General features: G+C 36.2%; 28 protein-coding genes and 1 other RNA gene. 17 read left to right on the top strand and 12 right to left on the bottom strand.

What is annotated here, in order from left to right:
• Window positions 1-307 precede the first annotated feature (307 nt).
• The 10 genes from ACKGJN_RS10965 (at window position 308) to ACKGJN_RS10920 (ending at window position 8,850) form a co-directional block, all read left to right on the top strand.
• The gene (locus ACKGJN_RS10965; protein WP_409539538.1) at window positions 308-1,474 is read left to right on the top strand and encodes a hypothetical protein; all 1,167 of its coding nucleotides are present in this window, start codon (window positions 308-310) and stop codon (window positions 1,472-1,474) included.
• Window positions 1,453-2,931, top strand: a complete 1,479-nt coding sequence (locus tag ACKGJN_RS10960; RefSeq protein ID WP_409539537.1) for a hypothetical protein — start codon at window positions 1,453-1,455, stop codon at window positions 2,929-2,931. The genes ACKGJN_RS10965 and ACKGJN_RS10960 overlap by 22 nt, the downstream gene beginning before the upstream one ends.
• Before the next feature lie 24 nt (window positions 2,932-2,955).
• Entirely contained in the window at window positions 2,956-3,636 is a 681-nt protein-coding gene (locus ACKGJN_RS10955) for a sll1863 family stress response protein (protein WP_409539536.1), read from the top strand.
• Window positions 3,637-3,658: 22 nt separating this feature from the next.
• The gene (locus tag ACKGJN_RS10950) at window positions 3,659-4,429 is read left to right on the top strand and encodes a transporter (protein WP_409539535.1); all 771 of its coding nucleotides are present in this window, start codon (window positions 3,659-3,661) and stop codon (window positions 4,427-4,429) included.
• Window position 4,430: 1 nt separating this feature from the next.
• On the top strand, window positions 4,431-5,315 hold the full coding sequence (locus ACKGJN_RS10945) for a mechanosensitive ion channel family protein (protein WP_409539534.1): 885 nt from the start codon (window positions 4,431-4,433) through the stop codon (window positions 5,313-5,315).
• 109 nt (window positions 5,316-5,424) lie between these two features.
• Entirely contained in the window at window positions 5,425-5,856 is a 432-nt protein-coding gene (locus ACKGJN_RS10940; RefSeq protein ID WP_409539533.1) for a Dps family protein, read from the top strand.
• Between the two features lie 48 nt (window positions 5,857-5,904).
• The gene (locus ACKGJN_RS10935) at window positions 5,905-6,318 is read left to right on the top strand and encodes a hypothetical protein (protein WP_409539532.1); all 414 of its coding nucleotides are present in this window, start codon (window positions 5,905-5,907) and stop codon (window positions 6,316-6,318) included.
• Window positions 6,319-6,392: 74 nt separating this feature from the next.
• A complete protein-coding gene (locus ACKGJN_RS10930) occupies window positions 6,393-6,677 on the top strand; it encodes a sll1863 family stress response protein (RefSeq protein ID WP_409539531.1) in 285 nt (94 codons plus the stop codon).
• Between the two features lie 57 nt (window positions 6,678-6,734).
• Window positions 6,735-7,538 (top strand): DUF481 domain-containing protein, encoded by an 804-nt coding sequence (locus ACKGJN_RS10925; protein ID WP_409539530.1) that lies wholly within the window; start codon window positions 6,735-6,737, stop codon window positions 7,536-7,538.
• 1 nt (window position 7,539) lies between these two features.
• On the top strand, window positions 7,540-8,850 hold the full coding sequence (locus tag ACKGJN_RS10920; protein ID WP_409539529.1) for a DUF2254 domain-containing protein: 1,311 nt from the start codon (window positions 7,540-7,542) through the stop codon (window positions 8,848-8,850).
• A 319-nt stretch (window positions 8,851-9,169) separates the two neighbouring features.
• Here ACKGJN_RS10920 and rny read toward each other — a convergent pair whose 3' ends face one another.
• From rny to ACKGJN_RS10900, 4 genes are all read right to left on the bottom strand, one after another.
• The gene (gene rny / locus ACKGJN_RS10915) at window positions 9,170-10,744 is read right to left on the bottom strand and encodes a ribonuclease Y (RefSeq protein ID WP_409539528.1); all 1,575 of its coding nucleotides are present in this window, start codon (window positions 10,742-10,744) and stop codon (window positions 9,170-9,172) included.
• A 52-nt stretch (window positions 10,745-10,796) separates the two neighbouring features.
• A non-coding RNA gene (ssrS, locus tag ACKGJN_RS10910) (6S RNA) lies at window positions 10,797-10,903 on the bottom strand.
• Between the two features lie 56 nt (window positions 10,904-10,959).
• Complete coding sequence (locus tag ACKGJN_RS10905) at window positions 10,960-11,253, bottom strand: cell division protein ZapA (protein WP_409539527.1); 294 nt, start codon at window positions 11,251-11,253, stop codon at window positions 10,960-10,962.
• Between the two features lie 9 nt (window positions 11,254-11,262).
• On the bottom strand, window positions 11,263-11,553 hold the full coding sequence (locus ACKGJN_RS10900) for a hypothetical protein (protein ID WP_409539526.1): 291 nt from the start codon (window positions 11,551-11,553) through the stop codon (window positions 11,263-11,265).
• A 185-nt stretch (window positions 11,554-11,738) separates the two neighbouring features.
• Between ACKGJN_RS10900 and ACKGJN_RS10895 the strand changes: the two genes are divergently transcribed.
• A complete protein-coding gene (locus tag ACKGJN_RS10895; RefSeq protein WP_409539525.1) occupies window positions 11,739-13,427 on the top strand; it encodes a M23 family metallopeptidase in 1,689 nt (562 codons plus the stop codon).
• A gap of 215 nt (window positions 13,428-13,642) precedes the next feature.
• Here the strand turns inward: ACKGJN_RS10895 and ACKGJN_RS10890 are convergent, their stop codons facing one another.
• Window positions 13,643-14,791, bottom strand: a complete 1,149-nt coding sequence (locus ACKGJN_RS10890; RefSeq protein WP_409539524.1) for a cysteine desulfurase family protein — start codon at window positions 14,789-14,791, stop codon at window positions 13,643-13,645.
• Between the two features lie 87 nt (window positions 14,792-14,878).
• Between ACKGJN_RS10890 and ACKGJN_RS10885 the strand changes: the two genes are divergently transcribed.
• Entirely contained in the window at window positions 14,879-15,823 is a 945-nt protein-coding gene (locus ACKGJN_RS10885; protein ID WP_409539523.1) for a hypothetical protein, read from the top strand.
• A gap of 1 nt (window position 15,824) precedes the next feature.
• Here the strand turns inward: ACKGJN_RS10885 and ACKGJN_RS10880 are convergent, their stop codons facing one another.
• Together ACKGJN_RS10880 and ACKGJN_RS10875 are read right to left on the bottom strand one after the other, a co-directional pair.
• Complete coding sequence (locus tag ACKGJN_RS10880) at window positions 15,825-16,376, bottom strand: Smr/MutS family protein (protein WP_409539522.1); 552 nt, start codon at window positions 16,374-16,376, stop codon at window positions 15,825-15,827.
• The gene (locus ACKGJN_RS10875; protein WP_409539521.1) at window positions 16,376-16,603 is read right to left on the bottom strand and encodes a hypothetical protein; all 228 of its coding nucleotides are present in this window, start codon (window positions 16,601-16,603) and stop codon (window positions 16,376-16,378) included. Before ACKGJN_RS10875 ends, ACKGJN_RS10880 begins: the two co-directional genes overlap by 1 nt.
• Window positions 16,604-16,886: 283 nt before the next feature.
• On the opposite strand from ACKGJN_RS10875, the gene ACKGJN_RS10870 reads away from it, so the two are divergent.
• Genes ACKGJN_RS10870 through ACKGJN_RS10860 form a run of 3 tightly spaced genes read left to right on the top strand, consistent with a single transcriptional unit; the run spans window position 16,887 to window position 19,288 of the window.
• Window positions 16,887-18,623: a T9SS type A sorting domain-containing protein gene (locus tag ACKGJN_RS10870; RefSeq protein ID WP_409539520.1), complete on the top strand. Its 1,737-nt coding sequence runs from the start codon at window positions 16,887-16,889 to the stop codon at window positions 18,621-18,623.
• Window positions 18,624-18,640: 17 nt separating this feature from the next.
• On the top strand, window positions 18,641-18,925 hold the full coding sequence (locus ACKGJN_RS10865) for a DUF2752 domain-containing protein (RefSeq protein ID WP_409539519.1): 285 nt from the start codon (window positions 18,641-18,643) through the stop codon (window positions 18,923-18,925).
• A 30-nt stretch (window positions 18,926-18,955) separates the two neighbouring features.
• A complete protein-coding gene (locus ACKGJN_RS10860) occupies window positions 18,956-19,288 on the top strand; it encodes a CCC motif membrane protein (protein WP_409539518.1) in 333 nt (110 codons plus the stop codon).
• Between the two features lie 70 nt (window positions 19,289-19,358).
• Here ACKGJN_RS10860 and hisS read toward each other — a convergent pair whose 3' ends face one another.
• The gene (gene hisS, locus ACKGJN_RS10855; protein WP_409539517.1) at window positions 19,359-20,729 is read right to left on the bottom strand and encodes a histidine--tRNA ligase; all 1,371 of its coding nucleotides are present in this window, start codon (window positions 20,727-20,729) and stop codon (window positions 19,359-19,361) included.
• 197 nt (window positions 20,730-20,926) lie between these two features.
• Between hisS and ACKGJN_RS10850 the strand changes: the two genes are divergently transcribed.
• On the top strand, window positions 20,927-22,168 hold the full coding sequence (locus tag ACKGJN_RS10850; RefSeq protein ID WP_409539516.1) for an ABC transporter permease: 1,242 nt from the start codon (window positions 20,927-20,929) through the stop codon (window positions 22,166-22,168).
• Between the two features lie 3 nt (window positions 22,169-22,171).
• Here the strand turns inward: ACKGJN_RS10850 and ACKGJN_RS10845 are convergent, their stop codons facing one another.
• The 4 genes from ACKGJN_RS10845 to rpsF form a co-directional block, all read right to left on the bottom strand.
• Window positions 22,172-22,645 (bottom strand): DUF6495 family protein, encoded by a 474-nt coding sequence (locus ACKGJN_RS10845; protein WP_409539515.1) that lies wholly within the window; start codon window positions 22,643-22,645, stop codon window positions 22,172-22,174.
• Between the two features lie 175 nt (window positions 22,646-22,820).
• Window positions 22,821-23,273, bottom strand: coding sequence for a 50S ribosomal protein L9 (gene rplI / locus ACKGJN_RS10840; RefSeq protein WP_409539514.1), 453 nt, complete (start codon window positions 23,271-23,273; stop codon window positions 22,821-22,823).
• 13 nt (window positions 23,274-23,286) lie between these two features.
• Window positions 23,287-23,583: a 30S ribosomal protein S18 gene (rpsR, locus tag ACKGJN_RS10835; protein WP_006987092.1), complete on the bottom strand. Its 297-nt coding sequence runs from the start codon at window positions 23,581-23,583 to the stop codon at window positions 23,287-23,289.
• Window positions 23,584-23,585: 2 nt separating this feature from the next.
• Window positions 23,586-23,924 (bottom strand): 30S ribosomal protein S6, encoded by a 339-nt coding sequence (rpsF, locus tag ACKGJN_RS10830; RefSeq protein WP_409539513.1) that lies wholly within the window; start codon window positions 23,922-23,924, stop codon window positions 23,586-23,588.
• 162 nt (window positions 23,925-24,086) lie between these two features.
• Between rpsF and ACKGJN_RS10825 the strand changes: the two genes are divergently transcribed.
• Complete coding sequence (locus ACKGJN_RS10825; RefSeq protein ID WP_409539512.1) at window positions 24,087-24,797, top strand: LytR/AlgR family response regulator transcription factor; 711 nt, start codon at window positions 24,087-24,089, stop codon at window positions 24,795-24,797.
• Window positions 24,798-24,867 lie beyond the last annotated feature (70 nt).

The following is a 24,867-nucleotide window of genomic DNA, read 5'->3' as shown; positions in this document are numbered from 1 at the left end:
AAGACTTTTGGCACTTTTGCAGGTGTTTTTACACCAACTACGCTTACTATTTTACCAGAATTGATGTTATGAAAGGTGAATTGCCAGGACATGTTACCCGGGAACGCAGCTCTGACATTAAAATCTCTAGCACCTTCGATAATATGAAGGTTGAGGAAATGGCTGAAATTATCAAAAAATCACGAATTTCTGGACTGTTTTGTTTAGACTCAAAACAAATTAATACAATGGTTTAATAAGTTTAATCACAATTTAAAAGAGCGGAATCCGAAAAGCTTTACGAGTAGGAAATTAAAGTATAAAAAGAATGAATAGAATAATATTATTTATCATTATTATGGCTCAAGTTTTCACAGGAGCTGTTGCACAAGAAAGAATTGTTAAAATAGATTTTGAATCAGGAACCTTTCTCAACAATCCCCAAATCCCCTTTGATGAACCACTTGTAATTATTGGTGAAACAGGAAAGGATATTGAGTTCGTTAAAGTAAATGTTTTTTACGAAGGAAAAGATTATATTTTGCATTCGTATGTTTGGAACAGATTTGAAAGCAACTTGTCTGAAACATTTAATATTGTAATTCCGCCAGTTTTAAAATCAAATACTAAATACGATTTTGAAATCATTACTTACAAGCTTATAACAAATGCACAAAAAGAACAACTTTCAAAAAATTTAGAGAATAGAATCCGGTTTCTATTAATGAACAACATATATTTTGACGGAAAAAATGTTGTTGTAAATAAGCCTAAAAACGTTTACGATCAATTAGAAGACCTTATAAGTGAGTCTTTAAAATACCAGGAATCGAAAAATTTAATACCAATTGAAGCTCCTTCTTCTCTAGTATTGCAGGAGTTAAAAAAACAGAGTGATTTCAAATTCAGCAGGTTTTTTAAAAAAGTGAACAGAACTGAAAAAAATGAGATTGCAAACCAGCTTATTGATCAAAAGGTGGGTCATCTTGTAAAATTAATCAACTCTGAACTTGCGCCCTTCTTTAATAGTGACTTGGTACAACACCACAAGCAGGTTAATATTAAATCTGTTAAAACAGATAAAGAGCCATTTACATTACCCGTAAACGTAGGTATGTACGGCTGGAACAAAACCGTAGATATCAATAACACTTCTGTAGAAAACATCAATTTTACCCCAGGAATAGGTTTAACAATACCATTTAATAACAAAGGGGAATTCGCCTCAAAATCTCGTATGTTTGATTCGTTTGGTTTTTCTGCAGGAATATTATTACAACCTATTGTAGATGCTAACGGCACTGAATATGTAACACCGGGGGTCAATCTACCCGTTTATACCGGGCTTGGTTTCAGATTATTTAAAGTTGCCCGCTTCAATGCGGGTGTGCTGATAATAGGAAAAGAAGGGTCCCAAAACTTTGATAATTTAACTCTTTTACCAACGGCTGGATTAGCCTTAGAACTCAATCTATGGATGGGAATAAAAAAATAGGGATCATTGGTTTTGCTTTTATCCTTGCAATTAGCATAAGTGCCTGCAAAGTTCAAAAACCAGCCTATGCCGGTTTGTTTGTTGACAACTCATATTCATTTAGAGACACAGTGGCACCTGTTGCCTCTCAATTAAATTTGAAGGATCCTGAAATGGTTATTGCAGCAGATTCATTAATTACTCCATCCACATACGACGTAGTATATAAAAGTACGTCGGATAGTGCATACAAGAGAGAGGTTAAGAAATTGCTTATGGGAATTTCTGATTCAATACATTTGATGAGACTTCAAATTGTTAGCTACCAGAAACAACTGGAATATGGTACAGACACGACTTTTACAAGATTTAAACCACAAGTTTTACATGCTTTAGATAGCTTGGAATCAAAAAAAGATACCATACCGCAACCTAAGAACCAACCCAAATCTCAGAAAAAACCGTTACACGAAACAGACACACTGCATTTTTTAAAAGAAGTTTCAAAATCACAGTCAACCGAAAATAATCCTGAAAATAGTGAAACTATTTATCAGACGTCTATGGTTAAAACAGATACGGTACAACAACTAAAAGAGGAATTGCAATCCCAACAAAATTTGCGACGGGAACCGGATACTGTATACATACTTAAGGAAGTGCCGGTAAGGCAAGCAGAAGGCATTCAAGATGAAAATTCTGAAGCAATCTATAAAGAGCTTAAAGTCAAAAACGATTCCATACAGCAGCTAAAAGATCGGCTGAAACTTCAACAAAACAGGAGACAGGATACAGAGATTGTTCAGGTAATTAAAGAGGTTCCTGTACCACAAGAATCAAACTATAAGGATAGGCGGGTTGAAGCTATGAATGAGGAGCTCAATGTTAAAAATAATACTATTCGGCAGCTTAAAAATCAACTAAAGACCCAACAAAACCTTCAGCCGCAAACGGATTCTGATAACGCAGTCAAAGAAGCTTTGGTAATGCAAGAAGAAAATAAGAATGTTGACGCCATTTTACAAGAGCTTAATGCTAAAACCGATTCCATTCAGCAATTAAAAAATCGATTAAAATCGGAAAAAAACACAATTCAGGAAACAGATACTGTTTTCCAGATTATTGAAAAACCCGTATTGCAACCTAAGGAGGTTGACACTGTTTTAATTACTGCGTATTATAGCTTGGGTAAAACAATACCTGACAATGATGTAATAAGCGAATTAGCAAAAATCGCGCAAAACAAATCGATTGATAAAGCAATACTGTCCGGATATACGGACGTTTCGGGCAATGCAATAATTAACAAAAGACTAACGAATTCCCGACTGGAATATCTTAAAAATCAAGTAGCAACGTTCATACCTGCCAACAAAATTTATTTACAAAACTTTGGTGATGCTTTTGCCTCCAAAAATATTGTGCAAAGCGAACGTAGGGTTGAAATTAAATTTTTTATTTCTTTAACAGGAGAATAAACAGATCTTAACAATTAAAAGGAAATGAATAAAGAAGAATTTAAAGCAAAAGCAAATCAAAAAATTGATGAAGTTTCAGCTAAAATCAACGAATTAAAGGCAAAAAGAGAGTCTGCCAAAGAAGATGCAAAAGCACAATACGATGAAGCTCTTGAAGATTTAAAAGTTAAAAAAACCGATTTGGAGCGTAAATATTCCGAGCTTGAAAATGCAGCGGACGACAAGTGGGAAGAAGTAAAAGATGCATTTTCAGCTGCATCTGATTCATTTAAAGAGGGTTTTGATAAATTAAAAACCTTATTTACAATTTTGGTGTTGGGAATATTACTGACATCTTGTGGATCATCTGACAAAGACAAGAAAACAACTTTGGAAGATGTTCAGGAAGAAGTAAATAAAGCTGTAGATGTATCTAAAGATTATATCGCTGAAAACTGGGAAGAAATTAAAGGAGATATCGAATCAAAAACAAACCAGGCAGAGGAAAAATACAACAGTTTAAGCAATGATCTTCAGGACAAATTGAAGGATCAAAAACAAAAGATGAAGGAGCAAAAAGCTGAATTAAACAAAAAGCTTGAAGAATACAATACTGCAGCCTATGAGCGAAAGGAAGCATTAAAAGCTGAAATTGATCAACTGAAAACTGCTTTAGATAAAAGTGTGTCTGTCTTTGAAAAAGAAATGAAGGAAACTAAAAAGTAAGACCTTAAATACCAAATCCAATATGAAATATTTACCTACGTTTTTTTTACTTATTCTGTCAAATTTCTGTTTTGGGCAATTCAACGAGACTATCAGAACAGGAAGGCCTGGACAGGCTATTGGTGCTTTTACAGTAGGTAAGAATGTACTGCAATTTCAGCAAGGATTAGATTATTACTCAACAGCAGAAACAAATCTTCCTGAAAGGTTTATCTTCAATAACGTAGTTAGATACGGAATTTCAGAAACCGTAGAGCTAAGTGCCCTGGTTGATTATCAATATGAAGATTCCGGGGTTGATACTGCGGCTACTACCTTGAAGGGAATAAGTAATTTGCATTTTGGGTTTAGGGTACATCTCAACGATCAAAAAGAATGGCTGCCTGCTACCGGGTTTCAAATGCGATTGAAAATGCCCGATGTGTCCGAAGATTTTGAAGCAAATCATTTAGCGCCGGCAATGGTTTTTATAGCCAACTGGTCACTACCAAAAAATATGAGCCTTGCAACAAACTGGATTTTATCCTATAACGGCAACGATCCAAATCCTACCGGGAAATATATAGTCAATTTTGGCTTTCCTATTTATAATAAATTTAGCGGTTTTGTAGAAAATTATGGTCACGTAAACCAATCAGTTTTTCAAACAAGGTTTGATGGTGGTTTTGCCTATTTGGTAAACAATAACGTCTCTGTAGACCTTTTTGGAGGATATGGACACAACCAAAATGTAACCGACTACTTTGTGAGTACAGGGATAAGTTGGAGAATAATCAGCTTTAAAAAGAATTAATTTGGAAAACGCAATTGAATTCTACGATAATGTGACTCTTTACTTTAGATTAAATTATATCAATCTGGGTATTATCCTTCTCTTCTTGGTTATAGGCTTTATTTTATCCAATTTCATACAACGCAGAATCAAATTGCGTTTAGCAAATAAATCGCCTAACCACATTACGGCTAATTTCACCTCTCAAATAGTCGGTTTTATTCTTAAAACACTGGTTGTTTTTATGACACTGTATTTGCTTGGGCTTAGTTCGTTTACCAACAAATTATTAGCGGGTGCTGGTTTATTGACCTTTGTAATCGGTTTTGCACTAAAAGATATAGGCGAAAACTTTTTGGCAGGAATTATTCTCGCATTTAAAAGCCCATTTAGATTAGACGATTTGATTGAAGTTAATGGTATTATTGGTCACGTACAAGATATTAGTATTCGTGAAACATTGATAAAAACGCCCGATGGAAAAGATGTGTTTTTACCAAATTCCATAATTCTTAAAAATCCCTTGTATAATTATACTCTCGATGGATTTTTACGATACGAATTTACCTTGGGTATTGCTTATGAGAATGATCCAACAGCAGCGATAAAGCTTATACTTGAAACGATAAATAACGTGGATGGGGTTTTAAAAGGTGATAGAAAACCAAATATATCAATTAGTGAATTAGCTACTAATACCATAAATATTAAAGTGATGTTTTGGATAGATACCTTTAAAACTACCAGACGTTCGGTTCACAATAGCATCCGTTCACAAGTGATGAATGATGTTGTTGCGATATTGGTTACAAATGGATTTAGTCTGCCCGCATCAATTGTTGAATTAAAAAATTATGAAGCATCCAATTCCTTACATCTTAAAATAGAAAGTAACGAAAAAGTCTAACTGCATATTTTCTTAAAAACAAATAAAAACCATACAAATGAAAAATTAGAAAAAATTAGGTTGCGATAGTGACCAGGCTAAAGAACTTGTGGGTTCGTTAAACACATTAATGGCAAATTACCATGTTCATTATCAAAAGTTAAGAAATTATCACTGGAACGTAGAAGGACATTTTTTTTTTGAGCTTCATGAGTTTTTTGAATTAGAGTACAACGCTGTAAAACTTCAAATTGATGAAATTGCTGAAAGAATTCGTGTTTTTGGAAAAAAGCCGGTAAGTACATTAAAAGAGTACCTGGAAATGTCTATTATTAAAGAAACAGACACTTCTTTAAACTCGAAAGAAATGGCAAAAGAGATCTTAAACGATTTTGAAACGCTTATTTCTTTGTGTATTGAAGCACACGAAACCATTGCAAATGAAGGAGATTTAGCAACATCAGATTTATTGATAGCATACATTAAAAGAACAGAAAAAAGCCATTGGATGTTAAGTTCATTTGTCAATAATTCTCAAAAAGCACCAATGCCATTGAGCTGAAAATTGAAAAATAAAATTTCAAAACGAGTACATTTAATTATAATAAATATGAAATTCATAAAATTATTATCAATCGCTGTTATCCTGTCAGTAATGACTTCCTGCTCTGAAACTATTAAGTTTCCTGTGTCTAAAATTGCACCTGCAGCAGATATCACCGCGGAAGTGAAGAAACAGGGAGAACCAAACTATTTGGTTACCCTGGAAGCAAATAACCTTGCTTCACCCGAGAGACTGGAGCCACCCAAAAAAATCTATGTTATTTGGGCTGTTTCAGCAGCTGGTGTGGTACGAAATGTAGGGCATTTCACTCAAGAGAATGCTGAGAAATCAACCTACAAGGCTTCGTTTCCCTATCAACCTGTTGAAGTTTTTATCACAGCTGAAGATGAGGAAGGAAATTGCTTTCCTGCAGGAGTAGAAATATCAAGAGCGATCCTTGTAAAGCCCAACAGAGACTAATAAACTTATAAGAAAGCGAAATCTGGAAAGCTATATGAGTAGGAATAATTAATAACACTTAAATCTTCAATAAAATGAACAAAGAAGAATTCAAAGCGAAAGCAAAACAATCAATTGATGAAGTTTCAGCTAAAATCAATGAATTGAAAGCAAAAAGAGAATCTGCAAAAGAAGAAACAAAATCCCAGTACGGTGAAGCTCTTGACGATTTAGAAACCAAAAAAGCCGACTTAGAAGCTAAATATGATGATTTGGAAAATGCAGCAGAAGACAAATGGGAGGAAGCGAAAGATGCATTTTCAGATGTTTCTGATTCCTTCACAGAAGGATGGGATAAATTCAAGTCTTTATTCTCATAAAAAAACGAGTGCGGCCTGCACAATAATTTGCAAGCCGTGCTTTTTAAAATTCTTTACATGACGAAAAAACTATTCGCTGTTTTAATTTGCTCTTTATCTGTTTTTTCTCAGCAAAAGTTGTTTTCACAAGTTTTGCATACAGAAAACTTCAACGTTATAGTTGATTCAACAAAAATTTTTAAAGGAAATTTTACGCCAAGCTTCAGGTTCAGAAATTTAAAAGAAGAATTTCTTGAAATAGAAAATACAGCTGATATTTCAATACGCATAAAAAATCATGCCTTTACAATCGCTAACAAAATTGAATACAGCTTTTTTGGTGATAAAAGTATAATGAGTGGTGGTTTTCTATATTTAGAGTATGTTAACTTATATAACAAAAAAATTGCATTTGAACCCTTCTATCAAATGCATTGGAATGAAATAAGAGGCCTGGATAGAAAATATGCAGGCGGAATGAATTTAAGATGGCGAGCATTGGTGAAAGAAAATACGGGTTTATATTTTGGTATTGGTAGTTTGTATGAATTTGAAAGATGGAATTACTCGGGAGTTCCTGATAATTTATTGCCAACAAACCTATCCTCTATTGAAGTAAACCGGATAAGAAGTAATTCTTACGTAAGCTATAAACAACAACTCGGAGATTTATTTGACTTAGATATAAGCGGATATTACCAACCCACTTTTTCGGAACCATTTAGTAATTACCGACTGGCAAGCAGTTTTGAACTGACCTACAATTTTACCGAATATTTAGGATTAAGGCTATTGTATCAAAACATCTACGATTCGTCTCCCCTTGTGCCAATAGATAAATTATATCACGATGTTAACTTTGGAGTAACTATATCATTCTAGCATGAAAAAACTACTTTTCCTTTGGAAGGAATTAATGGCCACGTTCTGGTTTGTACCGGTACTCACTATTGGTTTTGCAATTTTAATATCCATTGGTCTGGTATCATTAGACAATTCTATTTCGATTGAACGGAAAGGCTGGGTTCGTTTTTTTCTGGTAAACAGCTCTGATTCTGCAAGAAGTATATTATCCACTATATCAGGCGCAATGATAGGTGTGGCGGGAACAGTTTTCTCAGTCACACTCGTAGCTTTGACATTGGCTTCCTCACAGTTTGGCCCCAGACTTATCAAAAATTTTATGTATGTGAGACTCAATCAAATAGTACTGGGCTCTTATATTTCCACCTATTTGTATTGCCTGCTTGTATTGAATGCAATAAGAGACATTGATGACTTTAGGTTTATTCCATCCATTTCAATTTTAGTCGCAATTTTTGCTGCAGTAGCAAATATTATTTTACTCATCATATTTATTCATCAAATTGCCGTTAGCATACAGGCTGACCGGGTAATTTCAGATATTTCAGACCTTATCTCCAGGCAGGTAGAAACACTATTTCCGGAAAAAATGGGAGATGAATTGAAAGATGAAAAAGATTTTGATGAATCTGCTGCAATTTCAGCATTTCAAAATAGCACCTCTATCAAGTCTCCCAAAAGCGGATATCTCCAATACATAGACAGTGAAACTTTAAAAGAAATTGTAACCAAACATAATTCCTTGCTGGAGCTAAATCACAGACCTGGTAGTTTTCTGGTAAAAGGCGGTGAGATTGGCATTCTTTATTCAAGCACAAATTGGGAAGAAGATACTTTGGAAGACCTGTTAGATCAATTTGTAATAGGAAAAACAAAAACATCCCAACAGGATCTGGAATTTTCCATTCACCAGATGGTGGAAATCGCGGCAAGAGCGCTATCCCCCGGTGTAAATGATCCTTACACTGCAATTGCATGCATTGATAACCTGACTGCGACAATGTGCTACTTAGCTGAAGCCAAATTCCCATCCAAATATCGAGTTGACGAAGAGGGCAACCTTAGAGTTATTGCCGATGTTTTAGAATTTGAGGGAGTTTTAGATGCAGCCTTTAACCAGATACGTCAATTTTCAGAAGGCAGCACAGCAGTAATCATAAGGCTGATGGAAGCACTTACAACTATACTTTACTTTACGAAAAAAGAAAGCAACAGAAATGCTGTACTGAAGCATGCTGAAATGGTGTTAACCTTAGGTAAAACAACCATAAAAGAAATGAATGATATGAATGATTTAACCAAAAGAACAGAAAAGATATTAAAAAAGTAAAGAACCACGTGCTACAAGGCAGCCAGGTGGCCAATAAGACCTTACAGTATTAAAAAGGGGGCTTTTTTCCTTAACAAAACAGAATTTAAAATTCCCTGTAATTTGAGAATGCTGATTTAATTGACCCTGGTATAAAAACCCGTAGATACTTACCTGCTCCATTTAAACTAAAGCCTAACAGGCATTTTTCTGGCACTTTAATCAGGAAAAGACTGGCAGTATACAATATGCTCCATAAAAGCTTATAGAGGTATGCATCAAAAGAAATGACTCCACAGAATTTGAAATCTGTGAAGTCATTGTCTATGAAATGTATCTCTTACTTGGCTATGTTAACCGCTCTGGTTTCCCTTATAACTGTAACTTTAACCTGTCCGGGATAGGTCATATCGGTTTGTATTTTTTGAGAGATCTCAAAAGAAAGATTCGCCGCTTTTTCATCGGTCACCCTTTCGCTCTCCACGATCACACGAAGTTCCCTTCCTGCCTGGATTGCGTAAGCCTTTTTAACACCTCCAAAACCAAATGCAATTTCTTCAAGATCTTTTAATCGCTGTATGTAGGAATCCAGTATCTGTCTTCTTGCTCCGGGTCTTGCTCCACTTATTGCATCACAAACCTGAACCAAAGGAGAAAGTAAGGACGTCATTTCAATTTCATCGTGATGCGCTCCAATCGCATTGCATACTTCGGGTTTTTCACCGTATTTCTCCGCCCATTGCATTCCTAAAAGGGCGTGAGGCATTTCTGTTTCAGTATCCGGAACTTTTCCTATATCGTGTAATAAACCGGCACGTTTTGCAAGTTTAGGATTCAATCCTAATTCTGATGCCATTACGCCACATAATTTAGCAACTTCCCGGGAGTGTTGTAATAAGTTTTGACCGTAGGAAGATCTGTATTTCATCCTACCGACGATCTTGATCAATTCCGGGTTTAATCCGTGGATACCAAGATCTATCACGGTACGCTTTCCAATATCAATGATCTCCTCATCGATTTGTTTTTTGGTCTTCTTAACCACCTCTTCAATCCTTGCCGGGTGAATTCTTCCATCTGTAACCAATTTGTGCAATGAAAGCCTTGCGATTTCCCTTCTCACGGTATCAAAACAGGAAAGAATAATCGCCTCGGGAGTATCATCAACAATAATTTCTACACCGGTAGCAGCTTCAATAGCACGTATATTCCGTCCTTCCCTTCCAATAATTCTACCTTTTACATCATCACTCTCGAGATTAAATACCGATACGCAATTTTCTATTGCCTCTTCCGTACCAATCCTTTGTATAGTGGTAATAATGATCTTTTTTGCTTCCTGTTGTGCGGTAAGTTTTGCTTCCTCAATAGTATCCTGAATAAGGGCCATTGCATCGGCTTTTGCTGTATCTCTTAGGGATTCTGTGAGTTGTTCTTTTGCCTCTTCTGCGGAAAGTCCCGAGATCACTTCCAGTTGCATTACCTTACTGGCCTGTAGCTTATCGATTTCACTTTGCTTTTTCTCAAGATATTCATTTCGGTCTGAATAATCCTGAATCTTATCTTCAAGGTCTTTATTCAGATTCTTGTTTTTTGCAAGTTCACTGGATAGTATGGATTCTTTATCCCGAATGCGTTTTTCTGCATCGCCAATTTTTTTATCCCTACCCAGGATCACTTTTTCATGTTCCGACTTTAATTCTATAAATTTTTCCTTTGCCTGAAGGATCTTATCCTTTTTAATGCTTTCTGCCTCGGTTTTAGCCTCTCTAAGGATAGTTCCTGCCGATTTTTTAGCCCGCTGTACTATCCTGGAAGCATTTTTCTTCTCCAGAACTTTAGCGATTGCAAATCCTATGGCCAGTCCTAAAAGAACAGCGACAATTATAAAAACTATTGTATTTGTTGTATCCATATTTGTTTAAGTATTAAAATAAAAAAAGCCTGTATTAGCATTGATTTTGCATAAACTCCTTAAAATAAGTATAGGGCTAACAAGCTGATCAAGTATCCGCTCTAAGACGGCCCGCTTTTACAACTAAAACTCACCCTTTTTAAAGAATCCGTGTTGAGTTTATCAAAAATAAAATCACTAATACAGGCAGTAAACCTTTGTGTTATTTAAAAGAACTATGTTGTAAGATGATTTTGAAGCAAATCATTAAGCGCCCTTAATTTATCTTCGGCAAGTTGAACATCATTATTGGTATCTAACGATTTTTGCTCGGTTTGGGCGGCAAATTGTAAAGCGCACATCGCCAAAACATCCTGCTTATCCCTTACGGCATAACTTTGTTCAAATTGTTTGATCATCGCTTCTATTTTCTTTGCAGCTATACGCAGCCCCTCTTCCTGATGAGCCTTTATAGTTAAGGGGTAAACCCTGTCTGCAATACTAATTTTTATTTTAAGCTGATCTGACATCTAAATATTTTATTCTGATAGTTGAACAATGCATTGATCAATTTCTCGTATTAAGCCGTTTATTTTCAGCTTAGTTTCCTTTTTGTAATCGTTACTGCCTAGCATTGCGTTGGCGGATTTGAGTGTTTGAACGCGATCCTCTGAAGTCTTTAAATCTTCCAGAATTCGGATGTTCTCTTCTTTAACAGCTTTCAATTCATCTTCAACAGAATGCTGGGATTGCCTAAGAACCTCATATTTATGAAGCAACTTACTAATTCTATTTTCAAGATTATCAACTATTTCTGTCAAATCACTCATAAAAGCTCAACGTGCTACTTATTCCTACAAAGTTAACATACCGCTTGAAATTTCCCAATACTTTTAAATCTATTTTCAAAATCCCTTTAAACTAGGGTTAATGAACACCAAAACAGGGACTTATTTTCCGCAAAACTTTGTTTATATTTATCCCCCCGGAAATTAACCCTATTTTTAATTTACCTATGAAGAATTTTTTGATCATATTTTTTACCCTAACAGCCTTTTTTGTTAAGGCGCAGGCTCCTGTTCCTGCAGAATATTTCAGCAGTCCATTGGAAGTGGGCTTAGTGCTTTCCGGAACCTTTGGAGAATTGAGATCCAACCACTTTCACAGCGGACTTGATATAAAAACCCAGCAAAGGGAAGGCTTGAATGTTCTTGCATCTGCAGAAGGTTATGTAAGCAGGATCAATATTCAGCATTACGGGTACGGCAAGGCGCTTTATATTCAACATCCTAATGGATTCACTACTGTTTACGGACATTTAAAAAAGTTCTCCCCCGCAATTGAAGCCTATATCAAAAAACAGCAATATGCTAAAGAAACCTATGAAATCGAACTTTTCCCTTCTGCTTCAGAATTAAAAGTAGAAAATGGGGAATTGGTTGCATTTAGTGGCAATACCGGCGGAAGCGGCGGACCTCATTTACATTTTGAGATCAGGGATGGGCAGCAGCGTCCTATGAACCCTAAATTATTTGGTGTAGACGTAAAGGACAGCCAGGCTCCTGTTATTAATAGCCTTTTTGTTTATCCCTTGGACGAAGATGCACACGTTAACGGATCGGCTCAACGCCAAAGAATTAAATTAACCCAGCTAAATGACGGTTCTTTTAAATCTGAAGAGCTCAATGCCTGCGGAACTATTGCCTTCGGAATTTCTGCCGTAGACAAACAGGATGGCGCTTCAAACAACAACGGCATCTATAAAATAGAAGCCAATTTAAACGGGGAAACTGTTTTTGAACTGAATATGGACAGGTTTTCATTTAATGAAACCAGGCATCTAAACCAATTGATAGATTACGAATACTTCAGTTCCAATAAAAGCAGGGTCACCAAATTATTTGTTGAACCAAACAATCCGTTAAGTGTCTACAACAACGTTATAGACCAGGGAGTTATAAATGTTGAAGATAGCCTAACGTATTTATACAATATTAAAGTCCTGGATTTTGCTGGCAACCAAAGAATTGTCAGAATTCCAATCAAAGGAAAAAGGCCAGATAATGTAACTCCCAGAAATATCTTGAAAACACCTTATTTCGCTCAGGCAAATCAGGCTTTTTCAGCAGAAGAAAACGGGATAGATGTTTATATTCCAAAAGGAAGTTTATACCAGGATACCTATCTGGACATAAAATTTATGGGAGATACCATTTATTTCCATAATGATAACACCCCAATACATACCAATATCACTTTAGGCTTTGATGTAAGCAAATATAAACCTGAAACGCTTGAAAAAATGTTCATCGCACAGTTGGGATATAAAGACAGGCCCTCCTACTCCAATACCTATCTAAAAGGGAACCGGATGACCACCGGGATAAGAACTTTTGGAAAATACACGTTGGCATCGGACACGAAACCTCCATCCATAAGCCCTTTAAATTTTAAGTCCGGACAGTGGATCTCAGGAAATTCAGAATTAAAACTTCGTATTTCTGATGATCTTTCAGGAATTAAAAGTTACCGTGCTACCGTAAACGGTAAGTTTATACTCATGGAATATGAATATAAGAACAATACCATCACCCATGATTTTAGCGATGGCGTTGTAACCGAAACAGAAAATAAACTGAAGGTGATTGTGACAGATAACGTAGGAAACAGCCAAACTTTTGAAACTACTTTTTTCAGAAAGTAGAGGATGTCCAAAAAGTCATTATATTCGACATCCTGAACCTGCCCGTTCGTTCAGGCGGGTTTATTTCAGAATATAACTTATTGAAAATCATAACATTTTAGAAGCTGAAACATCCCGATAGCTATCGAGACAGCTTGACGAAAGTCGGACTTTTTAGACAGCCACTATATTCTATACAACAACATATCGGTTACAGATATGTCTGATTGCAGTTCTTAAGATTCTATAAATTCTTTTAAAACAGAAACCACGTAATCTATTTCTTCCTTTGTATTGTATTTTGAAAAAGAAAATCTGATAGATGGTTTTTTAAGATCATCCTCGTTTAAAAAAGCATTCAGGACGTGAGAACCTTTATCGCTTCCACTTTGGCAGGCACTCCCTTTTGAACAGGCTATGCCTTTCAGGTCCAGTTGAAACAACAGCATTAATGCCTTTTCCTGGGTTACCGGAAGACAAACGTTTAGTAATGTATAAGTGCTTTTGAAGGAATTCCGGCAATCCCCATTGAATTTAATATCAGGAATATTGAGTTCCAGCTGGTCAGCAAAGTAATTTTTAAGGGAAAATATGTACTCTTTTTCCTCTGGCATGTTTTCATGAGCGATTTTAAGCGCCTCTTCCAAACCTACAATATTATGAACGCTCTCGGTACCTGCCCGATGGCCCCGCTCCTGCTCTCCCCCAAAAATAAGGGGCTTAAGACCGCTGTTTTTTCTAACGAATGCAAATCCCACTCCTTTGGGCCCGTGAAACTTATGAGCGCTCACCGCGGTAAAATCTACCGGAATTTCAGCAAGATCAATTTCATAATGACCAACAGATTGTACCATGTCACAATGAAACAGCGCATTGTGTTCTTTACACATTTTTCCCACCACCTTTACATCCAGCATATTGCCAATTTCATTATTCACGTGCATAAGGCTGACGAGGGTTTTAGTGTCACTGGAATTTAGCAATTCCTCCAAATGTGTTGTGTCTACAGATCCACATTTATCAAGATGCACATATTCCACATCAATCTTAAAACAGGCTTTTAACTGATCTATGGTATATAAAACGGCATGATGTTCAATCTTTGATGTGATTATACGCTTCACACCCAAATCCCTAACGGCAGAGTTTAATGCAAGGTTATCGGCCTCGGTTCCTCCCGATGTGAATATTATTTCGGAGGCAGCCACATTTAAAAACCCGGCTACGGTCTTTCGTGCGTTTTCTATTAAAGATTTAGATGACCTCCCGTAACTATGAGCAGATGATGGATTTCCGTAAAAATCTTTCATCACAAAAGTCATTTTTTCAATAACTTCATCACGCATTTGCGTGGTAGCGGCACTGTCTAGGTATACTTTTTTCATGGGTCACAAAAATAAAAGAAATAAAATTATTAGAGCGATGCTCTCCTATAAAATCCTAAAGGTTTATTTTTGTTGAAAATTAACTTTATGCGTACTTGCTTTGCATTCGTTCTCATGCTACTTTTTCTTAGCTCCTGTGATGATGGAGACATTATCGTAACTACCCTGGATTTTGATAATCCTGAATTGAAAATGTGTGGAGTCGAAAGAAACAAAGTCTTGTATTTTATAAAGAATGAAGAGGTATTTGAAACTATTTCTTTAAAATTCAGCAATCCCAGGGTATCTCCTCAGGATGGAATATTGACAACCGATTCTACCCAAACCATTACTTTTGAATTAAATGAGACTAACCAGGTTATCTATCGAACCTATGATGGGGCTGTTCCACAAAATTACTTTTGCAACGATATTCCACCGGGATCTCCAAGAGTTCTGAAGGAGTTAAAAAGTGTTGGCGGAACCGTTACCATTACCACTATTTCTAAGCCGGTTAATGAATTGGATCATGACGGGGATGGGATTCCTTCTTTAAGGGAAGGAATGTCTACAGAACAGGATACCGATGGCGATGGAATTCCTGATTATTTAGATATAGACGATGATGGTGACAATGTTCCTACCAAAACAGAAATCGCAAATTCAGGTGGTAGTCCTACAAATCCAGAGTATCCGGATACCGATGGGGATGGAATTCCCGATTATCTTGATCCCGATGATGACGGGGATGGAATTCCAACGAAGTTTGAAGTTACTGCAGAATATCAAAATCCACGGGCGCCTCAAAATCAAAATGAGGCAGGTGTATTCCATTATTTAAATCCATTGGTTTCCGAGCGGTTTGAAGGTACACTTGACTTTACTGTGGTCAATACAATTTCCAGGAGATACTTATCTGCAATTGTGATCACGAATTTACAACTGCAAAACCAGGGAGGAAACAACGAGGAGGTCTCTTTCGCTATATATCGTATAGGTACCTTTACCTCAAGCACGGTAAACATAAACCTTCCCGCTAATACAGAGGATTAAATTAATTATTCTGGAAAAAATAGACTTCAGTGGCGCCAATACCATATTTTTGATAATCGGCATCATAAAATTTCAGGGTATCATACCTGCCCAATAAATAGTCGAGTTCGGCTTTTAAAACGCCTTCTCCTACTCCGTGAATAAAAACAATTTTTTGTATCCGTTTCCGGGAAGCGAATTCAATTTGCCTTTTGGCTGTTTCCATCTGAAGGTTGAGAATATCAAAATTACTCATACCCCTGAATGAATTAACAAGTTTTTCAATATGCAAATCCACTTCCATAGGAGGTAAATTACGATCTTTAGGTTTCACACGTAAAGATTTTGGCTTTATCGGAATTTGTTTTTCTTTGATGATATCAGACATTGAAACATCGTGCGTAGCAATCATTCTGTTTTGTTCCTCACTGGTCTTCACCAATTCCGATTGATGAAAATCGAGCATAAAACCTTCAGAAGTTTCAATAGAAACAATTTCTCCCGTAATTTTAACAACTTTTCCTTCCAGGACATCATCCAGGACTTCTACCCTATCATTTATTTCAAAACTCATTATTCCTGCCCGGTTTTATCAATATTAGTATCTTCATTTTCATCCTTATGATCATCTTTTGTTTCCACCCAATGATTGGTAGCTCTGTATAATCCAAACATAATGATCACCAAACCCAGTATTTGAAGATAACGGTTTTTATCTTCTCCTGAAATTGTGTAAATCAGAATTCCACCACCAATTACAATAAAGGCTGTATTTATTATTTGACCGTATTTTTTATTCATATGTAGCTATTTATTGTTTTTTATTGGTTCCCGATGATCCCAATACCTTTTAAGGGAGCAGGTTGCATAGTATTCATTTAAATATAACCAATTCCCGTTATGCTAATTCATTTGTGCATTTTACGGGTTTCCGGGTATTTTTTATTCCTTTTTTTATTACCAGCTTTATTTCAAAATAACCCTATTAAAAGTTCGCAGAAATCTGACTATCAAATTATGAAGACAGCCTAAGCTCACCTTTACTAAAGAACTATGCTTTTCATTTTAAATAAGCAAATCATTCATGAAGCAAATATACATCATCGTGAGCTTTTTAATGTCTATTCCTGTTTTTTCCCAACTTCACATTAAACCTTATGGAAGTCAGGATAGCTATGTATATGTAGAAAGCGGTTTTTTATTTGTTGAAAAACAAATAGATCTCAGCATCAATCCTTCCGAAGTAAAAAAAGCAAGTTTATACTTAAGAGACGAAGCCCAATTGCTTCAGGGGACCTCCAGTTCATCCAATACAGGAAACGGCATGCTATCTGTTTTTCAGGAAGGAAATGCCAGTGCCTACACCTACAATTACTGGAGCGCTCCGGTACAGGATGTTTCGGGTTCTTCTGCTTTTGGAAGTATCCTGTATGACCCATTAGATGAATTGAACAGCAAAAAAGCACTTATCACCAGTGATTTAAACGGAACTTCAAATCCGTTAAAAATATCCGATCGATGGATCTATAAATTTACTGGCGGTACTTATTCCGATTGGATCTATGTTGGGAAAAATTTTGATCTTATTCCGGGAGAAGGATTTACAATGAAGGGGGTTGATGGAACCAATACCGGGGTGAATATTTATGGTATCCCTAATAATCCAGGGAACAAACAGCGTTATGATTTCAGGGGAAAACCAAACAATGGAACCATAAGTTTAGCAGTAGAAAAAGATAAAAACAAGCTGGTAGGAAACCCATACCCTTCGGCATTAGATCTTAAAAAATTTTTAGAAGAAAACCTGAGCATTACAGGAGTAGCTTATTTCTGGGATTCAAGCCCGGTCGCATCGCATTACTTAAGCGATTATGAAGGTGGTTACGGCGTATACTCCCCGGCAGGTGGAAATAATGGATATGTCCCGCCTGTTTTCAGCAAATTTGATGATACGGGAAACCAACTGCACACAACAGGAGAAACAGGGAAGCACATAGCCAGGCGTTTCGCTCCCATTGGACAAGGATTTTTGATTGAAGGAAAACAGCAAGAAAGCCTAATTTTCAAAAATGAGTACAGGACCTATGAAAAGGAGAATTCTGTGAATTCTGAATTTAAATTAAACAGCAGTAATTCCCTGGAAACTTCCATGATAAGATTAAATGTGGAGTTCAATAAAAAATACATAAGGCAGCTTTTGCTTGTCCATCACCCGGATGCAACCAGGGGAATAGATCATGCGATGGATGCTAAAAACATTTCGGTATTGGAATCAGATTCAGGCTTTTTAATTAATGAAATGAGCTATTTGATCAATGTTCGGCCTTTTGAAAAGCTGGAAGAAATCCCTTTATTTCTAAAAGTTGCCATACCTTCTGAAGTGGTTTTTCATAAAACACTTACAGCTTTCCCAAACCGGATTTATTTATTGGACCATGAAACAAAAAATTATTATGATCTCTCGGAAAATAAATTCAGCATCTGGTTGGAACCTGGAGAATATCATCAACGTTTCAGGCTCACCTTTAACAATGGAATCGATGAAAACATGCCGGAAATCACCCCTCCTGCCATTAATGAATCCTGGATATTTCAAAATAACCTTTTTAATCGTCTGGAGATAATTTTCCCGGAAGGAAAAAGTATAAATACCGTTTTTTTATTTGATAGTTTAGGCAAAAAAATGTTTGAAACCAGGACTTTTGGTTACCAAACTTCCTACCAATTCTCCACCCAAAATTTAAGCAAAGGAATTTATCTTGTAAAAATAATAGCTATGGATGGGCGTGTAATTTCAAAAAAAGTGATAATTTCAAATTAAATAAGCTTTTTGTATTTATGGAAGAATTCCTGCTTCCTTGTTTAAATAAACATTTTTTTGGCCTTGAATGCTACGGATGTGGCGGTCAGCGGGCAATGATTTTGCTGTTAGAAGGTGAATTTATTGGCGCCTTTAAATTGTTCCCTGCAATCTACCCACTTGTTATTTTATTAATTTTTGTACTGATTAACATATTTATTAAATTTAAATTCGATTTTAGCATAAAAATTGGCCTTATAATTTTAACAGCAGGTACAATTCTATTAAATTATCTAATTAAAATGTTCTATTTATTCAACTAAACACTAACCAATCAAATTCACTTACTAATTATGGAAATTGAAAGACAACAATTACCTAACTCAACCTTGATCCTTATTTTCGGAATTTTATCTATCATAGGATGCTGCTGTTATGGCCTTGTAGGCTTAATATTTGGTGTAATTACATTGGTATTGGCTAAAAAAGCAAGCGATACTTATGCGGAAAATCCGGAAATGTATAATGGATATCAGAATGTGAAAAGTGGAAAAATTTTGGCAATTATAGGCGTATCCTTAAGTGTAATCTATATAGTTATTCTAATAGTAGGGCTAATAATGTATGGCGGTATTGAAGGGATTCAGGAATTGCAAAAAGAAATGATGGAGCAATACGGAGGATAAAAAAATCCAAAATTCAGAATAGAAAATGGTCGTTGATACTCTCAACGACCATTTTTTTATTACAAAATTCTTATTTTAAAATTTCCATTAACTTATCCAGGGAAACCTTCTCCTGCTCCCCGGTATTCATATTTTTAAATCCATAAAGTTGAAGCTCCATTTCTTCGGGACCTGTTAAAATCACGAACGGAATCTCGCGTTTATTGGCATAAATCATTTGTTTTTTCATTTTTGCAGCATCGGGATAAAGTTCTGCAGCTATTCCTGCTTCTCTTAATTTCTGAACAGCTTTTAAGCCATATAAAGCTTCCTGCTCCCCAAAATTGATAAACAGGACTTTGGTATTTAAAGTTACGGTTTTAGGGAAAAGCTCCAATTCCTCCAGGACCAGAAAGATCCTGTCTAAACCAAACGAAATTCCAACCCCGCTAATATCCTTCAACCCAAAAATCCCGGTAAGGTCGTCATACCTGCCTCCCCCTCCAATGGAACCCAGTTTTACTTCCGGAGGCGCGGCCACTTCAAAAATTGCCCCGGTATAATAATTTAATCCGCGTGCCAGGGTAATATCCAGATCTAAATGAGCGGTTTTTAAAGGCATTTCTGAAATGGCATGTTGTATAAATTCCAATTCTTCAATTCCTTTTTTACCAATTTCTGAAGTATTTAAAATTTTCTTCAGAATGTTTATTTTTTCAGAAAAGCTTCCTTTAAGACCGAAAATTGGTTGGATTTTTTTCAAAGCTTCTTCAGAAATACCTTTTTCCAGCATTTCCTTTTTTACACCTTTCTCTCCAATTTTATCCAGTTTGTCGAGCGCTACTGTAAAATCTATCAATTTTTCCTGTTCTCCGATGACTTCTGTAAAACCGGATAATATCTTCCTGTTATTTATTTTTATTTGTACTCCTGCAAGTCCAAGACCCGTGAAAACCGCATCATATAGCTGTATAAATTCTACCTCCTGCCAAAGACTATCGCTTCCAACTACATCTGCATCACATTGAAAAAATTCACGGAACCTTCCTTTTTGAGGGCGATCTGCTCTCCAAACCGGCTGAATTTGATAGCGTTTAAATGGAAATTCCAATTCGTTTTGGTGTTGCACAACATAACGTGCAAAAGGAACCGTAAGATCGTATCTAAGCGCCTTTTCGCTTATGGAAGCTGTTAATTTTAAACTGTCTTTTTCCTGAAAGGCTTTTTCATTTGCTTTGGCCAGGAAATCTCCGGAATTCAGGATCTTAAATATGAGCCGGTCCCCTTCTTCCCCGTATTTCCCCATCAAAGTTTCAGAATTTTCAAAGCTGGGTGTTTCTATCGGTTGAAAACCAAATTTTTCAAATTGATCTTTAATTTTATTTATTATGTACGTGCGTTTCGCAACTTCCAAAGGGGTAAAATCTCTTGTTCCTTTGGGGATTGAAGGTTTTTGTGCCATATTATATAGTTTGCTGTCCTGAAATTTTAGTGAGAATCCAGCTTATTACAAAGTCCTAAGCCCGGTAGCCTATCAATAGCGATAGAATTCTCCGGGTGCAAATATCTTAATTTTTGATAAGGTTCAAACAAATTTCGGTTTTTAAGTAACATTTAAGTCCTTTATGAGTCTAACCTATGTGCCAGAAATTATAAATTATGTTCCCACTCTTTAAGGAAAATATAAGAATCGCTTTTGAGTCGATTAAAAGTCAGCTTCTTAGGACCATACTCACAGTAATGATCATCGCCATAGGGATAACAGCTCTGGTTGGTATTTTAAGTGCGGTTAGCGCACTGGAAAATACGATAAGCAGCGATTTTGCCTCGATGGGCGCAAACACCTTTAATTTACAGCGCTATGAATTTACAACCCAAACCCGCGGCGGAGGGCAACGTGAAAAAGTAAATCCTATTATTACCTACAGGGAAGTTAAAAATTTTAAGGAAACGTACAGTTATCCGCTTACTCAAACCTCCATTTCCTTTACGGGAACTTCTAATGCCGAAGTGAAATATGAAAATGAAAAAACAGATCCTGAAGTTAGCATTGTAGGTGTGAATGAAAATTATCTTTCCAATTCCGGATTGGTTCTTGAGGAAGGCCGGGAATTTACTTATTTCGATATTCAAAACAATAATAATGTGGCTGTTTTGGGTGCCGATTTTGCTGATGGTTTATTCAAGAACACTTCTCCAATAGATAAAACCATCAGTGTGCGCGGGGTTAAATTTCAAGTGATAGGAATTCTGGAATCCAAAGGTTCTACCTTCGGAAACAATCAGGATCTCAGGGTATTGATTCCTGTTGAAAAAGCACGATCCATGTTCACCCAGCCAAATATCAACTATAATATTAGTGTAAGAGTAGGTGATAAGGAAATGATGGAGGGCGCTCAAAGCGAAGCGATTATCACCTTCAGAAATATCAGAGGACTTAACCCTGTAGAGGAAAATAATTTTGGACTGGAACGCAGTGATGATCTTTTAAACAGGATCTTTTCTATTACGAGCTATTTAAACATTGCAGCCTGGATTATTTCCATCATCACAATTTTTGGATCGTCCATAGCACTTATGAATATTATGCTGGTTTCGGTTACTGAGAGAACCCGTGAAATAGGAATTCGCAAGGCCTTAGGTGCAAAAAAGGGAACTATTGCCACCCAGTTTTTTATGGAAACCCTTATAATTGGTCAAATTGGGGGAATTCTGGGAATTTTACTGGGGATATTAATTGGTTATGGAGTTTCCAGTGCTGCCGATTTCAATTTTGTAACTCCCTGGAAAGCGATTTTATGGGCAACCGGGATTACTATTTTAGTTGCGGTTTTAGCCGGAAGTTATCCTGCAAATAAAGCAGCCAAGCAAGATCCTATCGATTCCCTGCACTACGAATAGTCATCAGGAATTAACAACCTTATCAAAATATTGGAACAAATCCCCTTTCGTGATCACTGCGCCTTGCTGGATTAATGCAAAGATGTCTTTGTTTCTGTCCTCGCTTAAAACCTTGGAAGATGTATAAAGGTTTACCGTATCGTCCATTAAATTCTTTTGAAGCCATTGATAACCTTCCCGTCTGGTTATATCGATCGCTTCATTTTCAATTTTAATTCCTATTAAGTGAATCTCCACCTGGGTTATCTGGAATAAAAACATTTGTTGAGTAGAGAAATGCTCTAAATAGGTGACTTTATCAAGCACACCTTCCCATATCAAATCGCTGAAAACATCCATTTCATCTTCGGCTACTTCAGGTTTATCCCTCTTTATCTCGTCCCACTCCTTAGCGGTGATGGATTGAGAAGCTAAAAAGTTGATGAATTCCTGGTGCAATTCTTCAAACTGCTCTTTTGTAAGTCGGCTGTACTTCATTTTTCAAAATATTGGTATGGTGAAACTTCTTCCTTTTAGCTTATAACCTCCATTTCAGGAATGAGAACCTTTTGGTTGAATAGTGTTTCAGCTAAAAAAATTAAAAAACCCTCAATGAGGGAAACAGAAAAGCCTACTCAATTTGAGCAGGCTTTTCTTGATATAAAATTATTTATTAGGATGCTTCAGAAACAACATCAAAACTGAATGTTGCTACTACTTCACGGTGAAAACGCAAAGTTGCCTCATATTGTCCCAATCGCTTGATAATACCACCTGCGATAGTGATAAATTTTTTGTCAAGCTCAATTCCTTCTTTTGCCAGGGCATCAGAAAGATCTGAATCAGAGATAGAACCAAACATTTTATCTCCTGCACCTGCCTTGGCATTAAGCTTAAGCTCAAGACCATTTAATTTGGCTGCTTGTTTCTTAGCTTCATCAATATTCTTTTGCTCCTTGTAAGCGCGTTGCTTAAGGTTTTCAGCCAACACTTTTCTTGCGGAAGGTGTTGCCAACTGTGCTATTCCCTGAGGAATTAAAAAATTTCTACCATAACCGTGCTTTACAGTTACAACATCATCTTTAAAACCTAATTTTTCTACGTCTTGTTTAAGTATCAATTCCATAATTGCCTCTTTCTTATTTTAATAAATCGCCAACATACGGCATTAATGCTAAATGACGTGCACGTTTAACCGCTACAGCTGTTTTACGCTGATATTTCAAAGAAGTACCAGTTAAACGACGAGGTAATAATTTCCCCTGTTCGTTTACAAAGCTCATCAACCAGTCTGCATCTTTATAATCGATATATTTAATACCTGATCTTTTAAACCTGCAATACTTTTTAGCTTTGTTGGTTTCTATATTAAGAGGAGTTAGGTACCTGATCTCTCCGTCTTTTTTTCCTTTTGCTTGTTGTTCAATTGATGACATAACTACGCTTTTTCTTTGTTTCTGTTTCTTCTCTTTTCTGCCCAGGCAATAGCATGTTTATCTAACCTTACAGTAAGATAACGCATCATACGCTCTTCTCTTCTAAATTCTACTTCCAATGGGTTAATAACCTCACCAGGAGCCTGGAATTCAAATAAGTGATAAAAGCCACTTTTTTTGTGTTGAATTGGGTAGGCTAGCTTTTTTAGCCCCCAATCTTCTTTGGCTACCATCTCAGCACCTCTAGAAACAAGAAAATCTTCGTATTTCTTTACTGTTTCCTTTATCTGGTCTTCAGATAAAACGGGATTCAAGATGAAAACAGTTTCATAATGATTCATAAAATATGATTTAAATTAAATTGGATGCAAAAGTAACATGTTTTTTCCTATTCACAAAGCCTTTATCTCAAGGTAAAGTACAATTTTCACCGATGAAAACAAGTTTTATCTTGTATTAATAAACTTTTATGATTAATATTGTTTAGAACTAACCTTTGTACTGTGGAAGAAATTTTACTTAAATGTGCGGTTGTTGATGATTCGAGCCTACAGCGTTTATCGATTGTGAAATTGATAAAGGATCATCCCAACTTAAAATTAGTGGCCGAGTATACCAATGCCATCGAAACCAAGAACGGTCTGCTGGACACCGAAGTCGATCTTATCTTTCTGGATATTGAAATGCCTATTTTATCCGGTTTTGATTTGTTGGATGATCTCCCCAACAAACCTCAAATAATTTTTGTTACCGGAAAAACCAAATATGCCTTTAAAGCCTTTGATTATGATGCGGTAGACTATATTCACAAACCTGTTAATAAGGAACGGTTTAACAATGCCGTTGCAAAAGCGCTCAATCTTTTCCAGTTAAAGACCAATGGGGTTCCAATGGAGGATGAGAATTTTATTTTTGTGAAGAGCAATTTAAAAAACCGAAAAGTTTTTTTGAACAAACTAAAATATATAGAAGCACTTGGAGATTATGTGAAATTCGTAACCGAAAAGGATACCTTTGTGGTACTTTCCACAATGAAATCCTTTGAAAAACAATTACCTAATGACAAGTTTTTACGTATCCACAAATCCTATATTGTCAATCTGGAAAAAGTAGAACGTTATAACAGCAAAAATATCGAGATCGACAAGCAAAAAATTCCGTTAAGCCGACATAAAAAAACCGATCTTATTGAGGCTTTATCAGCAATGCAATAAGAATACCCTCCTTCTCCTTCAGAAAAATCCCTACATTTTCCTGATATTTTCCAACAATCAACCCCCCTTT

The sequence above is a fragment of the Gillisia xinjiangensis genome, from assembly GCF_046298265.1.
Classification (GTDB): Bacteria; Bacteroidota; Bacteroidia; order Flavobacteriales; family Flavobacteriaceae; genus Gillisia; species Gillisia xinjiangensis.
Note: the sequence above shows the minus strand (reverse complement) of the source record. Positions and strands in the feature narration are given on the sequence as shown.